Source organism: Curtobacterium sp. UNCCL17 (assembly GCF_000686685.1).
Classification (GTDB): Bacteria; Actinomycetota; Actinomycetes; order Actinomycetales; family Microbacteriaceae; genus Curtobacterium; species Curtobacterium flaccumfaciens.
Map to the genome: position 1 here is coordinate 488200 of NZ_KK366002.1, position 16384 is coordinate 504583.

Genomic DNA, 16384 nt, shown 5'->3' on the forward strand with positions numbered 1-16384 from the left:
GGTTACTCGGCGCTCGCGGTCGCGGTTGCGGAGGCGTTGGCGGCCTTGCGGGCCGCGCGAGCCTCGTCACGCTGCTTCTGGGCGGCGACCTGCGCGATGCCCTCTTCAGCGCGGAGGACCTTCGTGCGGAGCACGGCCTCGGAGAGACCGAGCTGACGGTCGAGCTCCTTGGCGGCCTCGGGCGACGACGTGAAGTCGACGACGGCGTAGATGCCCTCGGACTTCTTCGCGATCTCGTAAGCGAGCCGGCGACGGCCCCAGACGTCCACGTTGTCGACGGTGCCACCCGCGTTGCGGATCACGGCCAGGAACTTGTCCAGGCTGGGAGCGACGGTGCGCTCATCGATCTCGGGGTCGAGGATCGCCATCAGTTCGTACTGGTGCATGCGGAACCCACCTCCTCTGGTCTCAGCGGCCCCGGGCGGTTCCCGGGGCAGGAGGGTTGATGCATGTGCCCCAGACCACGCAGGTGCGCGAGGGGCAACCTGGGTAGCCTACCGGACTGCCTGGAGGCGCGCCACCGGCCTGTGGAGAACGGTCCCGCCCGTCAGGCGGTCGCGTCCCAGGCGCCGGTGTCTCAGGCGGTGGCGTCGCCTCGGGCGCTCCACCACTCGCGCAGGCGCTCCTCGGCCGTCTCCGGCCCGAGGGGTCCTTCGTCCATCCGGGCCTCGAGCAGGAACCGGTAGGCCTCGCCCACGGCACGCCCCGGCGGGATGTCGAGGATCCGCATGATGTCGTCGCCGGTCAGGTCCGGACGGATCGACTCCAGTTCCTCCTGCTCGGAGAGGGTCTTGATGCGGTCCTCGAGGTCGTCGTAGGCGAACGCCAGCCGGTCGGCCTTGCGGCGGTTGCGGGTGGTGACGTCCGAACGGGTGAGCTCGTGCAGCCGTTCGAGCTGGGGTCCGGCGTCACGGACGTAGCGGCGGACGGCGGAGTCGGTCCAGGCGCCCTCGGTGTACCCGAAGAAGCGCAGGTGCAGCTCGATCAGGCGGGACACCGCGGCGATGGTGTCGTTGTCGAAGCGGAGCGCACGGAGTCGCTTCTTCGCCATCTTCGAACCGACCAGGTCGTGGTGGTGGAAGCTCACGGCGCCGCCGGGCTCGAGCTTGCGCGTCGCGGGCTTGCCGATGTCGTGCAGCAGCGCCGCGAGCCGCAGCACGGTGTCCGGGGGATCCCCGGCGTGCCGCTCGGCCTCGTACCCGATGGCCTGCTCGAGCACGGTGAGCGAGTGCTCGTAGACGTCCTTGTGGTGGTGGTGCTCGTCCACCTCGAGCCGCATCTCGGGCAGCTCCGGCAGGAACCGCTCGGCGAGTCCGGTGTCGACGAGCAGCCGGAGGCCGGGGACCGGATCGTCCGTGTTGAGCAGCTTGACGAGCTCGTCGCGGACCCGCTCGGCGGACACGATGTCGATCGACGCGACGAGCTCCTGCATCGCGGCCCGCACGTCGTCGTCGACGGTGAAGCCGAGCTGGGAGGTGAACCGTGCGGCGCGCATCATCCGCAGCGGGTCGTCGCGGAACGAGACGACCGCGGTCTGGGGCGTCCGGAGCCGTGCGGCGAGCAGGTCCTCGACGCCGCCGTGCACGTCGACGAGCTCGCGGGCCGGCAGCCGCAGGGCCATCGCGTTGACGGTGAAGTCGCGACGGAGCAGGTCGTCCTCGATGGTGTCGCCGAACGCGACCTCGGGCTTGCGGGTCTCGCCGTCGTAGACGTCGCTGCGGTACGTGGTGATCTCGACCTGCTCACCGGCGACCCGTGCGGCGATGGTGCCGAACTGGCGACCGACGTCCCACGTGGCACTCGCGATGGGCTCGACGATCCGCAGGATGTCGTCCGGCCGGGCGTCGGTGGTGAAGTCCAGATCGGTCACCGGACGGCCGAGGAACGCGTCACGGACGGGGCCGCCGACGAGGGCGAGTTCGTGTCCGGCGTCGGCGAAGGCCCGAGCGAGGAGGTCGACGGGCTCGGTGGTGGCGAGTGCGTCGAGTCGTTCGACGGCCTGGGCAACGGACTGCATGACGGTGCTCATCCTCCCAGATCGAGGCCCCGAGTTCTCCACAAGCCGCGCGCGCACGGGACCTGTTCATGGTCGCGCCTCATACACTCGTGCTCGGCCCGAACCGACCCCGTGGCCCGCTCCCCGTATGCAGATGCTCCGCACCACGCTCGCCGCAGCCGCGTCGACCCTCGTCGCGCTCGGCCTGGTCGTCGCGCCCGTCACCACCGATCACGCCTCGGCGTCCACGGCATCAGCCGCCAAGAGCCACGTGGCCGATCCCGCCGCCGCCGACGCGGGCAAGGCGACCATCTCGATCGCCCCGGCGAACCGCGGCGTCGTCCAGCGCGACCAGGACCTCACCCTCTCGGTCACCGTCACGAACGACACCGACGCGGCCCTGCCCGCCGGGACCGCAGACTTCCGGATCTTCCGGTCGGTGAGCACGCGCGACGTCCTCGCCGGCTGGCTTGCCGACACCACCACAACGGGTTACCTCGGCGCAGAGATGGACTCCGTGGGCATCCCGGCGATCCCGGCACACCGTTCGGTCTCGATCGACTCGGTGGACATCGTCTCCGGCAACGTCGCCCTCGGCGGGTACCCCTCGTTCGGTGCCCGCCGCATCGCTGCCGAGTACACGGCGGGTGACGCCTTCGCCGTGGACCGCTCCGCGATCACCTGGTACCCGGACTTCGAACAGGCCCCGGTCAGCGTCTCCGTCGCGATGCCGGTCACGGTGCCCAAGTCGACCGACGGCGTCCTCACCGCCCCGGTGCTGGCCGCCGCGACCTCGGTGGACGGCACCCTCACGCAGCAGCTCGACGCGGCCGAGGACCACAACGTCGCCGTGGCCGTCGACCCGCGGATCATCGCCTCGATCCGGCTCCTCGGCGACAACGCCCCTTCGAGCGCGACCACCTGGCTGCAGCGTCTCGAAGCACTGCGCAACGAGACCTTCGCGCTGTCCTACGCCGACGCTGACGTCACCGGTCTCCGCCAAGCCGGGTCAGACGGAATCCTCTCGCCGATCTCCCTCGACCAGTCCGTCGAGTCCGAGAACTTCCCCGGCGCCGAGACCCCGGCCCCGACACCGACGGCCACGCCGGGGCAGACCTCGTCCCCGGCACCCACCGAGACCTCGACCGGCGGCGCGACGACCGACGACGCCGCCGACCAGGCGCAGGAGACCCTGCCGACCACCGAGTCCCTGCTCGACTTCCCGTACTCGATGGACTCGATCGCCTGGCCGACCGAGGGAACCGTGTCCTCCGCCGACCTGCCCGCCCTCGAGCGTGCCGGCACGAAGACCACCATCGTCTCGAGCGGCAACACCTCGGCCGGCGCGGACACCACCATCACGGCGTCCGAGAAGATCGGCGACGACCACGTGCTCGTCTCCGACCAGTCGATGTCGTCGATGCTCCGCCGAGCCGCGGCCGCCACCGACCGGCAGACCTTCTCGTCGGCGATGTCCGAGCTCACCGCGACGCTGGCCACCTCGGCCCGTGCAGCCACCGCCACGGGCCCGATCCTGCTCACCCTCGGGCGCGAGTGGCCGTCTGACTCCACGCGGCTCAGCCAGGCGCTGGACGCCCTCGAGAGCACCGCCTGGGTCGCCCCGGCCGACCTCTCCACCGCTTCGAAGGCCGTCGCCGGGTCGCTCACGCTCGCCAGCGCGTCCACCGGCGAGGCCCGCATCGACAAGCTCCGGCGACTCGTGCGCGGAGAACAGGGGCTCTCCGCGTTCGCGACGATCCTCGACGACCCGAACCAGCTGACCGCCCCGGCCCGGCTCCGTCTGCTCGCGCTCGCCTCGAACGCGTGGCGCGACGACGACCAGGGCCTCGCCGCCGCGGTCGAGGCCCGCACGGCCGCCTGGGCGAAGACCACCACCGAGGTCGGCATCGTCGACTCGAGCAGCCTCACCCTGCTCGGCGACCGGTCATCCCTGCCGGTGTCCATCCGCAACAGCTCCGACTACCCGGTCACGGTGCACCTGTCCGTGCAGCCGTCCAACTCGGCGCTGCGGGTGGTCCGCAACGACATCGTCGTCGAGATCCAGCCCGACTCCTCCACCCGCGCCACCGTCCCCGTGCAGTCGGTCGCGAACGGCAAGGTCGAGCTGACGATGTCGCTCTCGAGCCCGACCGGCGTCGCCGTGGCCCAGCCCGCGACCGTCGAGCTGAACGTGCAGGCCCAGTGGGAGACGGTCATCACCGCGGTCGCCGCGATCGCCCTGATCGGCATCTTCGGCTTCGGCATCTTCCGCAGCATCCGCAAGCGCATCCGCCGCCGGAACGGCGAGCTCGATGAGGACGACGACGACGACCCGAACCGCCCCCTGGCGGTCCAGCCGACGGTCGGGGGCACTCAGGCGGCCACCACCCGGCCTGGAGGCACGGATCACCCCTCCGGAGCGGCCCCCGCACCCAGCGTGGTCACGTCCACTGCAGCCGTGGCGACCGCAGCGCCGGGTGCAGCGCCGGCCGCTGCGCCGCCCGCGGCCGTGGACCAGGGCCCCCTGCAGGACGCCATCGCGCGCGCCGGAGCCGAGCCGGGCCGCCCGTCCGACGCCGCACGCAGCACCGTCGCGGACGACCGCGACCCCGAGGAGCCGACCATCAGCGCCAGCCAGCCCCAGCCCGACGTCGACGCCGAGCCGGTCGCCGAGCGCAGCCTCGGCCGGGCGAGCGCGATGCTCGCCGCCGGCACGATGGTGAGCCGCATCCTCGGTTTCGCGAAGACCTTCGTCCTGGCGTACGCGATCGGGCAGAACGCGAGCCCCTCGGCCAACGCGTTCGCCGTCGCGAACCAGCTGCCGAACAACATCTACGCACTGATCGCGGGCGGCCTGCTGTCGGCCGTGCTCATCCCGCAGATCGTCCGCGCGATGAAGGCCGGCACCGACGGCGGGCAGGCGTACGTCAACAAGATCGTGACCCTCGGTGGTTCCGTCTTCATCGTCATCACGATCGTGGCGACGGCACTCGCCCCGCTGCTGGTGCGGTTCTACACCAGCAACTCGGCGGACTCCGGTCCAGCCGCCACCGACCTCGCCGTCGCCTTCGCGTTCTGGTGCCTGCCGCAGATCCTCTTCTACGCGATGTACTCCCTGCTCGGCGAGGTCCTGAACGCGAAGCAGGTCTTCGGGCCGTTCACGTGGGCGCCGCTGCTCAACAACGTCATCGCCATCGCCGGGCTCATCGTGTTCATCGCCCTGTACGGCACCAGCGGCAGCGAACTCGACCAGTGGACGCCGGCGAAGATCGCACTCCTGGCCGGCAGCGCATCGCTCGGTGTCTTCGCCCAGGCTGCGTTCCTCCCGTTCTTCTGGAAGCGCGCCGGCCTGTCGTTCCGCCCCGACTTCCGCTGGCGTGGGGTGGGCCTCAAGTCCACGGGGACCGCCGCTGGCTGGCTCTTCGCGATGATCCTCGTCACCCAGATCGCCGGCATCGTGCAGTCACAGGTCGCGTGGCTCGGACGGGATGACGGTCCGGGCAACGCCGTGCTCGGCAACGCGTGGCTCATCTTCATGCTCCCGCACTCGATCATCACGGTCTCCATCGCGACGGCGTACTTCACCCGGATGAGCCACGACGCCGAACGCGGCGACCTCGGCGCGGTCCGCCGCAACCTGTCGCTGTCCCTGCGCATCGTCGGGCTCTTCACCGTCTTCGCCTCGGTCGCGCTGATCGTCGTCGCCGTCCCGTTCGGCCGCCTGTACGAGGGCACGTTCGAGAGCGCCCTGCAGGTCGGCGCCGTGCTCGTCGCCTACATGCCCGGACTCGTCCTGTTCAGCATGCTGTTCGTGATCCAGCGGGTCTTCTGGGCGATGCACGACCACCGGACGCCGTTCCTGATGCAGTGCATCCAGTCGGTGCTGTTCGTCATCGGCGCCCTTGCGGTGTCGACGTTCCCCACCTCGGTCATCGGCATCGGGGTCGCCGCCTGCACCACCATCGCGGGGTCGGCGCAGACGATCGTCGCACTCGTGCTCGTCCGCAAACGGCTCGGCAGCATCGAGGGACCGGTCATCACCCGGTCGCACGTCCAGTTCGTGATCGCCGCGCTGATCTCGGGCGTCGTCGGGCTCCTCGTCGTGAACTTCTTCGGCGCGTTCTCAGAGGCCGGGTTCGCGATGTCCGACCGCACCGGTGCCCTCATCACGATCATCCTCACCGGCGCCGCGATGGTGGCCGTGTACTTCGGAGCCCTCGTCGTCGCGAAGAACGGTGAGATCGGCAACGCCGTCCGGATGCTCCGCAGCAAGCTCGGCCGCTGATCCCACCCGCGCACCACACGCTCACGGGTCGTGTGGAATGCCACGCCGGTACGATGGGTTGACCCGGTCAGACGCAACGGAAGGGCAATCAGGCATGCGCCAGCTCATCATCATCGGTTCCGGCCCGGCCGGGTTCACCGCCGGCATCTACGCAGCGCGCGCAGAGCTCAAGCCGCTCATCGTCGCCTCCAGTGTCGAGACGGGCGGTGAACTCACCAAGACGACCGAGGTCGAGAACTTCCCCGGCTTCCCCGAGGGGATCCAGGGCCCCGACCTCATGATCAAGATGCAGGAACAGGCCGAGAAGTTCGGTGCCGAGGTCCTGTACGACGACGCCGTCTCCGTCGACCTCACCGGCAAGGTCAAGAAGGTCACCGTCGGCTCCGGCGAGACGTACGAGGCCCTCGCGGTGATCTACGCCACCGGCTCGGCCTACCGTCACCTCGGCCTCCCCGACGAAGAGCGCCTGTCCGGCCACGGTGTCTCGTGGTGCGCGACCTGCGACGGCTTCTTCTTCCGACAGAAGAACATCGCCGTCGTCGGTGGCGGCGACTCCGCGATGGAAGAGGCGACGTTCCTCACCCGCTTCGCCGACAAGGTGACGGTCATCCACCGCAAGGACTCCCTGCGTGCGTCGAAGATCATGCAGGACCGCGCGATGAACGACCCGAAGATCGAGTTCGCCTGGAACAAGGAAGTCACCGGCATCACGGGTGACTCCGCGGTCGAGGGCGTCACGCTCAAGGACACCGTGACGGGCGAGGAGTCCGAGCTCGCGCTGGACGGCCTGTTCATCGCGATCGGCAACGACCCGCGCACGCACCTGATCCACGGCCAGATCGACATCGCGCCCGAGGGCACGATCGCCGTTCTGGGCCGCTCGTCGAAGACCAACCTGCCGGGTGTCTTCGCCGCCGGTGACGTCATCGACCCGACCTACCGTCAGGCCATCACGGCTGCGGGTTCGGGCACGGTCGCCGCGCTCGACGCCGAGAAGTACCTCGCCGAGCTCGACGACGCACTGACGGACGAGGCCGAGGGCGTCGCCCCGACCGAGCCCGCGATGGTCGACGTCATCGCCGCGCGGGCCTGACCCGCCTCGGAATACCACGACGGCATCGCCGTTGTACCCTCTGAACGACTTCTCGAAGGAGCACACATGTCCAACGCCAAGGCTGTCACCGACGCCACCTTCTCGGACGAGGTCCTCAAGTCCGACAAGACGATCCTCGTCGACTTCTGGGCCGAGTGGTGTGGCCCGTGTCGTGCGGTCTCGCCGATCCTCGACCAGATCGCCGAAGAGCACGCCGGCAAGATCGAGATCGTGAAGCTCAACGTGGACGACAACCCCCAGTCGGCCATGAACTACCAGATCACGTCGATCCCGGCGATGAAGGTCTTCAAGGGCGGCGAGGTCGTCAAGACCGTCATCGGCGCCAAGCCGAAGCCCGCGCTCGAGGCCGACCTCGCCGAGTTCCTCGCGTAGGTCGCCCCACCCGAACGGCCCCGCTCTCCCCGGAGAGCGGGGCCGTTCTCGTCCGGAGCCACCGGATGACGATCGGCCCCGTCGCGGAACCCTGGTTCCCCGGGCCGATGTCGTAGTGTGGCGGGAATGTCCCACTGAACGGAGCACTCGATGACGAACGGCAACAGCCTCGACCCCTGGTACGACTCCTACGCCCAGCGCACCGCCGGGCTGAGCGCCTCCGAGGTCCGAGCCCTGTTCGCCGTCGCCTCGCGGCCCGAAGTGGTCTCGCTGGCCGGCGGCATGCCGTTCGTCTCCGCGCTCCCCAGAGAGCTCGTCACGGGCTCCCTGGACCGTGTCATGACCGAGCACTCCGCCATGGCCCTCCAGTACGGCGGTGGACAGGGCCTGCGGTCCCTCCGCGAGCACATCGTGGACGTCATGAGCCTCGAGGGCATCCGGGCCAGCGCCGAGGACGTCGTGGTCACCACGGGCTCGCAGCACGCCCTCGACCTCGTCACCCGGCTGTTCATCGATCCGGGCGACGTCGTGCTCGCCGAGTCGCCGTCCTACGTGGGCGCGATCGGCGTCTTCCGGTCGTACCAGGCCGAGACGGTACACGTGACGACGGACGAGCTCGGTCTCGTCCCCGAGGCGCTGCGCGAGGCGATCGCGAACCTCCGCGCCCAGGGCAAGCGGATCAAGTTCCTCTACACGATCCCGAACTTCCACAACCCGGCCGGCGTCACGATGAGCCGCGAGCGCCGCATCGAGGTGCTCGACATCTGCCGGTCGAACAACATCCTCGTGCTCGAGGACAACCCGTACGGGCTCCTCTGGTTCGACGAGCCGGCGCCGCAGGCGATCCGATCGATCGACGAAGAGGGCGTGGTGTACCTCGGCTCCTTCTCGAAGACCCTCGCACCGGGCTTCCGCGTCGGCTGGGCCCTCGCACCCCACGCCATCCGCGAGAAGCTCGTGCTCGCCAACGAGTCGGCCGTGCTCGCGCCGAACTCCTTCGGCCAGTACGTCGTGAACGCCTACCTCGACGCGGCGGACTGGAAGGGCCAGGTCGACACCTTCCGAGGAATCTACGCCGAGCGCCGTGACGCCATGCTGTCCGCGCTGGGGGAGTTCCTTCCCGACCTGTCCTGGACCAAGCCGAACGGTGGCTTCTTCGTGTGGCTCACCCTCCCCGAGTCCATCGACTCCAAGGGCATGCTGCCGCGCGCGGTCAAGGAGCTCGTGGCGTACACCCCCGGGACGGCCTTCTACGCCGACGGACGCGGAGGCGGACACATCCGTCTGTCGTTCTGCTACCCCACCCCGGAGCAGATCCGGGTGGGGGTCAAGCGCCTGGCCAACGTCGTCAACGACGAACTCGAACTGATCGAGACGTTCGGCCCGACGACCCGAACGAACACCGTGGTCCGCCAGACGTCGTCGGTCAGCGCACCGCCGCCGAACATCTCCTGATCAGCGCTTTTTCCTCAGTGCTGCTCGCACAGCACCGCAGTTCCACACCGGAGGACCCCGCATGGCCGAGCTCACCCGTCGTCACGTCGTCGTCGTAGCCGGAGGCATCTCGCACGAGCGCGACGTCTCCCTCCGCTCCGGCCGTCGGGTCGCCGACTCACTGACCGGCTACGGCTGGCAGGTCGACCTGCGCGACGCTGACGCGATGCTCCTGCCGGCTCTCGCCGAATCACGCCCGGACGTCGTGTGGCCGGCACTGCACGGCGCCTCCGGTGAAGACGGGGCCCTGCGGGGCATCCTGGAGGCCGTGGACATCCCGTTCGTCGGCTCACGTTCGACGTCGGCCCGGTTGGCATGGGACAAGCCCACGGCGTCAGCGCTGGTCGCCCGCGCCGGCGTCCGCACCCCTCGTTCCGTGACGCTCTCCCACGACGTCTTCCGTGAGCTCGGTGCCGTCGGTGTCCTCGAGGCCATCGCGACGGAGCACCCGGTGCCGCTCGCCGTGAAGCCGGCGCGAGGCGGGAGTGCACAGGGCGTCACCCTGGTCGACGACGTCAAGGACCTGCCCCGGGCCATGGTGACGGCGTACACGTACTGCGACGACGTCGTGGTCGAGCAGCTCATCCGCGGCACCGAGGTCGCGGTAGGGATCATCGACACCGGAGACGGCCCCGTGGCGCTCTCCGCCGTGGAGATCGTGCCGCGGAACGGCATCTACGGGTTCGAGGCTCGCTACAACGCGGGGGAGACGACCTTCTACACGCCCGCGCGGCTCTCGGACGAGTTTGCCGAAGCAGCCGCGGAGGCTGCGGTCGCCGCGCACGCAGCTCTGGGACTCCGCCACCTGTCCCGCGTCGACCTGATCATCGACGGGGCCGGGACGCCCTGGTTCCTCGAGGCGAACGTTCTCCCCGGGCTCACCGAGACGTCACTGCTGCCGCAGGCACTGTCGGCGTCCGGTTTCGATCTCGGCTGGACCTACGCCGAGCTCGCCGAGCAGGCGATTCGAGACCACCGCGCCTGACCCCGCAGCCGATGTTCCACGTGGAACACCCGCACATCGTGTCCCGCCTGCTCGGCCGACGAGCTTTGATGTTCCACGTGGAACGTCGCTTCACTCGCCGAGGCGTTGGGTGTCGAGCAGACGGGCGCTTGGCGCGTCCGTCACGTTCCACCTGAACAGCACCGGGTGCCAGAGGCCTGCGTTCTTCCGCGATGGGTCGATCAAGCCGTTCGCACCGACTTCGATGAGGCGGTCACGCACCGCCCGCAACCGCTGAGTCCCGCCGGCCTCCGCGATCCGCTGCCGAGGAGCCAAGGCGTCCTCGAGGTCGATGCCGACTGCCTTCACGGCGCTCACATCGCGCAGGTCGACGATGCCGGACGCTTCGACGTCGATCGAGACGATCGCCACCGCCTCGGGCTGGACGTGAGTGTGGGCGATCATCGCGGAAGCTCGGGTCAACGGCCCGGTAGAACGTCCCTCGGACCGATGGCATGAAGGGCGAGCCGCAGTTGGCCACGACACCACCATCTCACCTGAGGCAGACCACGGTCAGCCCTGTTGCAACCGCGCCCGGGCGAGCTGCGGAGCCGCTGAAGCCGCCGAAACCGCGTACCCTCATCCGGACCCAGCCTGGCCGTTACAGGCGCTCAAACCGCCGCACACGGCCGCGCAGCGATGGATTCAGCCCTCGAGGTCCTGCACGCCGAGCTCGCCGAGGATCCGATTGAGGTCGTCGCCGTTCGCGAAGTCGATCGTGACGGAACTCTTGCGAGCACCGACTGCGATCTTCACCCGGGTGTTCAGGCGATCACCGAGCCGTTCAGCGAGATCGTTGAAGTGTGCCTGGCGCTTGGACGGCTCGACCTTCGGCTTCGCCGGCGGCGTCTTCGCGGAGAGTTGCTGGGCGATCGCCTCAGCAGCACGGACGGACAGGTCCTCGTTGACGATCTTCTCGGCCAGGTACTCCATCGCCTCGGCGTCCGGGGCGGCGAGGATGGCACGAGCATGTCCGGCAGAGAGCACGCCTGCGGCCACTCGCCGCTGCACGGGGGAGGGGAGCCGCAGGAGTCGGATCGTGTTCGTGATCTGCGGGCGCGATCGACCGATGCGCTGTCCGAGCTGTTCCTGGGTGATCCCGAAGTCCGCGAGGAGCTGCTGGTACGCCGAGGCTTCCTCGAGCGGGTTGAGCTGCGCACGGTGGAGGTTCTCCAGCAGTGCATCGCGCAGCATCGCGTCGTCGGGGGTGTCCTTCACGATCGCCGGGATCGTGCTCAGGCCGAGTTCCTTCGTGGCACGCAGACGACGCTCACCCATGATGAGTTCGTACTGGGGCTCGGTACCCGTCGCGCCGGGGATGGGCCGAACGACGATGGGCTGCAGCACGCCGATCTCACGGATCGAGTGGACGAGTTCCTGGAGCTCCTCCTCGCGGAACTCCTTCCGCGGCTGCTGCGCGTTGGGGATCACGTCCAGCGGGTTGAGGTTGGCAAGTCGTGCTCCCGGCACCGCAACCAGCTCGTCTGCCGTCGGTGCGGATGCCGGCGAGCCACCGGTCGGGAAGAACACGTCGACGGGACGGTCCTGCTGATCGCTCGCTGTCGGGATCAGGGCGCCGATACCTCGGCCGAGCCCGGTTCGCTTCGGTGCCATCAGTGCTTCGCTCCTCGTGCTGCGATCTCGGCGGCCGCTTCCAGGTAGGACAGCGACCCGGTGGAGTTCACGTCGTAGGCGACGACACTCTGGCCGTAGCTCGGTGCTTCGCTCACTCGGACGGAGCGGGGGATCATGGCCTTGAGCACCTGATCGCCGAAGTGCTCACGGACGTCGTTCGCCACCTGGTTCGACAGGTTCGTGCGGCTGTCGTACATGGTCAGCAGGATCGTCGAGACCCGGAGGTTCGGGTTGAGGTGCCGTTCGATCAGTTCGATGTTCCGAAGCAGCTGGCTCAGTCCTTCGAGCGCGTAGTACTCGCACTGGATCGGGATGAGTACCTCTTGTGCGGCAACGAAGGCGTTGATCGTCAGGAGGCCCAGCGACGGCGGGCAGTCGATGAAGACGTAGTGGTAGGGCTCATCCAGCGACTGCAGGTACATGTCGAGTGCAGTCCGAAGGCGCTGCTCACGGGCCACCAGTGACACGAGTTCGATCTCGGCGCCCGCAAGGTGGATGGTGGCCGGCACACACCAGAGCGTGTCCGACTCGGGGGAGGCTTGCACGGTGTCGGCCATCGGTGCCTCATCGACGATCACGTCGTAGATGCTCGCGACCTCCGCCTGGTGGTCCACGCCGAGCGCCGTCGAGGCGTTGCCCTGCGGGTCGAGGTCGATCACCAGCACCCGAGCGCCGCCATGCGCGAGACCAGCGGCCAGGTTCACCGTCGTCGTCGTCTTGCCGACGCCACCCTTCTGGTTCGAGACGGTGATGATCCGTGTCTCGGAAGGCAGCGGGAACTGCTGCGTGGCGATCGCGCGCCGGCGACGGTTCAGGTCGGCGATCTCGCGAGCGAGCGGTGTCGACGCGTCGTAGTCGGTCGATGAACTCAACGAGTGCCTCTTCCCCGGTTCGATGTTTCACGTGGAACGCGGAGCCACTGGCGGCCGGATGTCCCGGCCCGAGCCGCAGCGTCAGTCAACTGTAGCCCGGAAGACGCGGGTGGTCTCGTCGACCACACCTTCTCCGAGCTCGAGCACCTCGACATCAGAGAGGCGCTTCCGAAGGATGACCTTTCGGGCCTTCTCGATCTCTTCGTCGACCCGCGCACCCTTCATCAGGATGAGCTGCCCGCCCGAGCGCACCAGGGGCACGGTGAGCGGGATGAGCTTCGACAGGGCACTCACGGCCCGTGCGGTGACCTGGTCGACGACGACGTCGTCAGCGACGTCCTCAGCACGCCCGCGGAGCACCGTGACGTTCTGCAGGCCGAGCCGATCGGACTCGGCACGAAGCCAATCCGTCCGACGCTCCATCGGCTCGATGAGGACGAACTCGACGTCCGGACGGGCGATCGCGAGCACGAGACCCGGCAACCCTGCCCCGGAGCCGACGTCGGCAACGCGACCACGGGCCTCCAGGAGCGGTGCAAGCAACGCAGAATTGAGGATGTGTCGTGTCCACAAGCGGGGGAGCTCGAGCGGGCCGATCAGGCCCAGCTCCTCACCCCGTCGCGCAAGTTCGTTCGTGAACGAGCGAGCACCCTCGATCTGGTCACCGAAGAGTGCTGCGGCCGCTGCAGGCTCAGCCTCGAGCACCGGTGCGGCCTCGGTCGGGACGGGTGCGTCCGTCATCGGGTGACGACCGTGTGGCGGTCCCGACCCTCACCCTCGGACTCCGAGTGGAAGCCCTTCTCAGCGACCAGGTCGTGCACGAGCTTGCGCTCGTAGGACGACATCGGGGGGAGTGCAGCCGACGACGAACCGGCTTCGATGCGCTCGACGGCGGTGTCCACGAGCCGCTGCAGCTCGTCAGCACGGGCGTCCCGCGAGCCGCCGACGTCGAGGATGAGCCGGCTGAACTCGCCGGTCTCCGCCTGCACGGCGATCCGGGTCAGCTCCTGCAGTGCCGTCACGGTGTCGGGCTTCGACAGCACGCGGAGTGCCTCGCCGTCATCGGTGACCGACAGGTACACGCGACCGGCGCGTTCCTCGATCTCGATGTCGCCGTCGAGGTCGCAGATGTCGAGGAGCTCCTCGATGTAGTCCGCCGCGATGTCCGCTTCGTCGCGGGCGTCCTCGATCTCGGTGTCCGTCGTCTCGGTGTCCGTCGCCTGGACGGCGGCTGCGGTGTCCTGCTCGGTCACTTACTTCTTCCCGTTCTTCTTCTGGCGCTGCTTGCCGACCGGCTGCTGACGCTGGGTGGTGACGCGCACGGGCTCGATCTCCGTTGCACCGGCGCCGGCACCGGCCTCGGCGAGGACCGGGGTGGCGGTCCCGCGACGCTGTGCCTTCTTGGCCAGGCGGGCTTCACGAGCCAGTGCTGCTTCGGAGCCGGGCGTCGGCATGCTGCGGATGACGAAGTACTGCTGCGCCATCGTCCAGAGGTTCGAGGCCAGCCAGTAGAACATGACGCCGAGGGGGAAGCTCAGACCCGAGATCACGAAGACCAGCGGGAGGATGTACAGCATCATCTTCTGCTGGCGGTACATCGGAGACTCCTTGGTCTCCGGCGACATGTTCTTGGCGACGAGCTGCAGCTGCGTGATGAACTGCGACGCCGTCATCACGACGATCATGAAGCCCGCGATCGCACGGACCTCCCACCCGGACGCGTTCGTGAACGTCTCGTGCAGGGGAGCGCCGAACAGGGCCGCGTTGCCGAACGACGCCGCGAGGTCGTTCGTCAGCAGGCCGATGCCCGTCTTGTTGATCTGGGCCTCGTGCAGCACCGAGTACAGCGAGAAGAAGATCGGCATCTGCAGCAACAGGGGCAGGCAGGAGCTGAGCGGGTTGGTCCCGGTCTCCTTGTAGAGCGCCATCGTCTCGCGGCTCATGGCCTCACGCGAGAACTGGTCCTTCTTGCCCTTGTACTTGTCCTGGATCTTCTTCAGCTGGGGCGCGACCTCGAGCATGCGGCGCTGCGACTTGATCTGCCGGACGAAGATCGGGATCAACGCCGCGCGGACGACGAACGTCAGGAAGATGATCGAGAGCACCCACGTGATGCCCTCGTTCGGGTCCATGCCGATGTTCTCGAAGATCCAGTGGAAGCCGACGAGGATGGCCGAGACCACCCATTTGAGCGGCCAGAGGATCGTTCCGATGATGTCCATGGGGACGGCTACGCCTTTCGAGTGCGCTGGGGGAGCAGGACCGGCCGAACCGTTCCGACCGCGGGGTGCGGCTGCTGCGGGATCGGCGCGAGGACGAACCCGAACCGGTTGACGACGAACGGGTGACGGCGTTCCTTGACGTCGTCGATGCCGCCAGCAGCCCAGGGGTTGCATCGGGCGATGCGCCAGGCGCCCATGGCGGATCCGCGCACGACGCCGTACTGCTGGATCGCCTCGAGGGCGTACCGGGAGCACGACGGGTGGTAGCGGCAGACGTTGCCGTACAACGGGGAGATCACAGCACGGTAGGCCCGGAGCACGACGACGCACGCGTTGCGTGGGAGCAACGCGATGACCCAGGCAAGCCGGGTCCACAGAGTGCGGTTCATGCTGCCTTCTCCACCCCGCGCGCGAAGGAGCGCGTGACGTCTTCGAGCAGGGTAGGCCATCCGGCCTGCGATGCGGCTGGCAGTACACGGACCACCACGTCGAAGCCCTGAGGGCACTCGACGAGCAGGTCGTGCGCGATCGCCTTGAGCCGCCGCCTGATCAGGTTCCGGGTCACGGCGTTGCCCACCGTCTTCGCGACGATGAAGCCGAACCGGGTCGGTCCGTTGCGATCCGCCGGTTGGCGGACCACGGACACGACGACGTGCGCCGTGGCGCTCTTGCGACCACGACGCACGACGTTCCGGTAGTCATCCCCGCGCACGATGCGGTTGGCGCTGGCCAACACTGCGACGCCGGGGTCAGACCGAGGACCGGATCAGGCGATGAGCCTGATCAGGCCGAGAGCTCGGTACGGCCCTTGGCGCGACGCGCCGACAGGATGGCGCGGCCGGCACGCGTCCGCATGCGGAGGCGGAAGCCGTGCTTCTTGGCGCGGCGGCGGTTGTTCGGCTGGAAGGTGCGCTTGCTCATGATGTTCTCCACACGGCTGCTCGCGGCGAGCCGTCACGTATGTGTAGCCGTCCGGGTGTCGAACGACGCAGATGGGCGCGACCAAAGGGCCGCAGTCAACTGGTTAACGGTACGTGACAGCGGCGAGCAGGTCAAACCCCGCTCGGAGCGGTCGCACCGTCGCCGCCGGGTCCGGTGCCCCTCGAGCCCATTCTCCACATTGGGGACAACTTCCGTTCGGTGGGACTCGGTTCGGTCCTTTACAGTGGTGTGATCGATCCCCCCCGATGGCTGGTACGACAGGGAAGTACTCCTGTCGGACGGCTCGAGGTGGTCGTGGACAACACTGTGGACAACCCTGTGGGAACCTCCGCGGCAACGAGGCGTCGACGAAGCCCCCGGAGCCACCGACGATCCGCCGGCGACGACCTGGTCCCGAGTGCGGTCGCCGAGGACGCCACGGCATGTCCGACCCCGCAGGACGCACCCTC

Annotated in this window: 16 protein-coding genes; 5 read left to right on the top strand and 11 right to left on the bottom strand. The window is 68.6% G+C overall.

Going from position 1 to position 16384, the window contains the following annotated elements; genetic code table 11:
- Window positions 1-2: 2 nt before the first annotated feature.
- Together rpsF and BR70_RS0116210 are read right to left on the bottom strand one after the other, a co-directional pair.
- Complete coding sequence (gene rpsF / locus BR70_RS0116205; RefSeq protein WP_027466903.1) at window positions 3-386, bottom strand: 30S ribosomal protein S6; 384 nt, start codon at window positions 384-386, stop codon at window positions 3-5.
- Between the two features lie 191 nt (window positions 387-577).
- Window positions 578-2017 carry a CCA tRNA nucleotidyltransferase gene (locus BR70_RS0116210; RefSeq protein ID WP_027466904.1) on the bottom strand — a complete coding sequence of 480 codons (1440 nt, stop codon included), beginning with the start codon at window positions 2015-2017 and terminating at the stop codon, window positions 578-580.
- A 127-nt stretch (window positions 2018-2144) separates the two neighbouring features.
- On the opposite strand from BR70_RS0116210, the gene BR70_RS23790 reads away from it, so the two are divergent.
- The 5 genes from BR70_RS23790 (at window position 2145) to BR70_RS0116235 (ending at window position 10246) form a co-directional block, all read left to right on the top strand.
- On the top strand, window positions 2145-6281 hold the full coding sequence (locus BR70_RS23790; protein ID WP_231495719.1) for a DUF6049 family protein: 4137 nt from the start codon (window positions 2145-2147) through the stop codon (window positions 6279-6281).
- Between the two features lie 94 nt (window positions 6282-6375).
- Window positions 6376-7374 carry a thioredoxin-disulfide reductase gene (gene trxB / locus BR70_RS0116220; protein WP_027466906.1) on the top strand — a complete coding sequence of 333 codons (999 nt, stop codon included), beginning with the start codon at window positions 6376-6378 and terminating at the stop codon, window positions 7372-7374.
- 66 nt (window positions 7375-7440) lie between these two features.
- Window positions 7441-7767, top strand: a complete 327-nt coding sequence (gene trxA, locus BR70_RS0116225; RefSeq protein WP_017887828.1) for a thioredoxin — start codon at window positions 7441-7443, stop codon at window positions 7765-7767.
- A gap of 150 nt (window positions 7768-7917) precedes the next feature.
- Window positions 7918-9222: an aminotransferase-like domain-containing protein gene (locus BR70_RS0116230; RefSeq protein ID WP_027466907.1), complete on the top strand. Its 1305-nt coding sequence runs from the start codon at window positions 7918-7920 to the stop codon at window positions 9220-9222.
- A 61-nt stretch (window positions 9223-9283) separates the two neighbouring features.
- Window positions 9284-10246 carry a D-alanine--D-alanine ligase family protein gene (locus tag BR70_RS0116235; RefSeq protein WP_027466908.1) on the top strand — a complete coding sequence of 321 codons (963 nt, stop codon included), beginning with the start codon at window positions 9284-9286 and terminating at the stop codon, window positions 10244-10246.
- A 90-nt stretch (window positions 10247-10336) separates the two neighbouring features.
- Here BR70_RS0116235 and BR70_RS21440 read toward each other — a convergent pair whose 3' ends face one another.
- The 9 genes from BR70_RS21440 to rpmH all read right to left on the bottom strand — a co-directional run bounded on the left by BR70_RS21440 (window position 10337) and on the right by rpmH (window position 15914).
- Window positions 10337-10636 carry a hypothetical protein gene (locus BR70_RS21440; RefSeq protein ID WP_231495720.1) on the bottom strand — a complete coding sequence of 100 codons (300 nt, stop codon included), beginning with the start codon at window positions 10634-10636 and terminating at the stop codon, window positions 10337-10339.
- Window positions 10637-10909: 273 nt separating this feature from the next.
- Complete coding sequence (locus BR70_RS0116245) at window positions 10910-11878, bottom strand: ParB/RepB/Spo0J family partition protein (protein WP_027466909.1); 969 nt, start codon at window positions 11876-11878, stop codon at window positions 10910-10912.
- Window positions 11878-12771 (bottom strand): ParA family protein, encoded by an 894-nt coding sequence (locus tag BR70_RS0116250; RefSeq protein WP_027466910.1) that lies wholly within the window; start codon window positions 12769-12771, stop codon window positions 11878-11880. Before BR70_RS0116250 ends, BR70_RS0116245 begins: the two co-directional genes overlap by 1 nt.
- Before the next feature lie 81 nt (window positions 12772-12852).
- The gene (rsmG, locus tag BR70_RS0116255) at window positions 12853-13512 is read right to left on the bottom strand and encodes a 16S rRNA (guanine(527)-N(7))-methyltransferase RsmG (protein WP_051597032.1); all 660 of its coding nucleotides are present in this window, start codon (window positions 13510-13512) and stop codon (window positions 12853-12855) included.
- A complete protein-coding gene (locus BR70_RS0116260) occupies window positions 13509-14024 on the bottom strand; it encodes a Jag family protein (protein ID WP_027466912.1) in 516 nt (171 codons plus the stop codon). Before BR70_RS0116260 ends, rsmG begins: the two co-directional genes overlap by 4 nt.
- Window positions 14025-14993, bottom strand: a complete 969-nt coding sequence (gene yidC / locus BR70_RS0116265) for a membrane protein insertase YidC (RefSeq protein WP_027466913.1) — start codon at window positions 14991-14993, stop codon at window positions 14025-14027.
- Window positions 14994-15001: 8 nt separating this feature from the next.
- Window positions 15002-15382, bottom strand: coding sequence for a membrane protein insertion efficiency factor YidD (gene yidD, locus BR70_RS21445; RefSeq protein WP_071248636.1), 381 nt, complete (start codon window positions 15380-15382; stop codon window positions 15002-15004).
- Window positions 15379-15729 carry a ribonuclease P protein component gene (rnpA, locus tag BR70_RS0116275; RefSeq protein ID WP_027466914.1) on the bottom strand — a complete coding sequence of 117 codons (351 nt, stop codon included), beginning with the start codon at window positions 15727-15729 and terminating at the stop codon, window positions 15379-15381. Before rnpA ends, yidD begins: the two co-directional genes overlap by 4 nt.
- A gap of 47 nt (window positions 15730-15776) precedes the next feature.
- Window positions 15777-15914, bottom strand: coding sequence for a 50S ribosomal protein L34 (rpmH, locus tag BR70_RS0116280; RefSeq protein WP_022889115.1), 138 nt, complete (start codon window positions 15912-15914; stop codon window positions 15777-15779).
- Window positions 15915-16384: the final 470 nt, after the last annotated feature.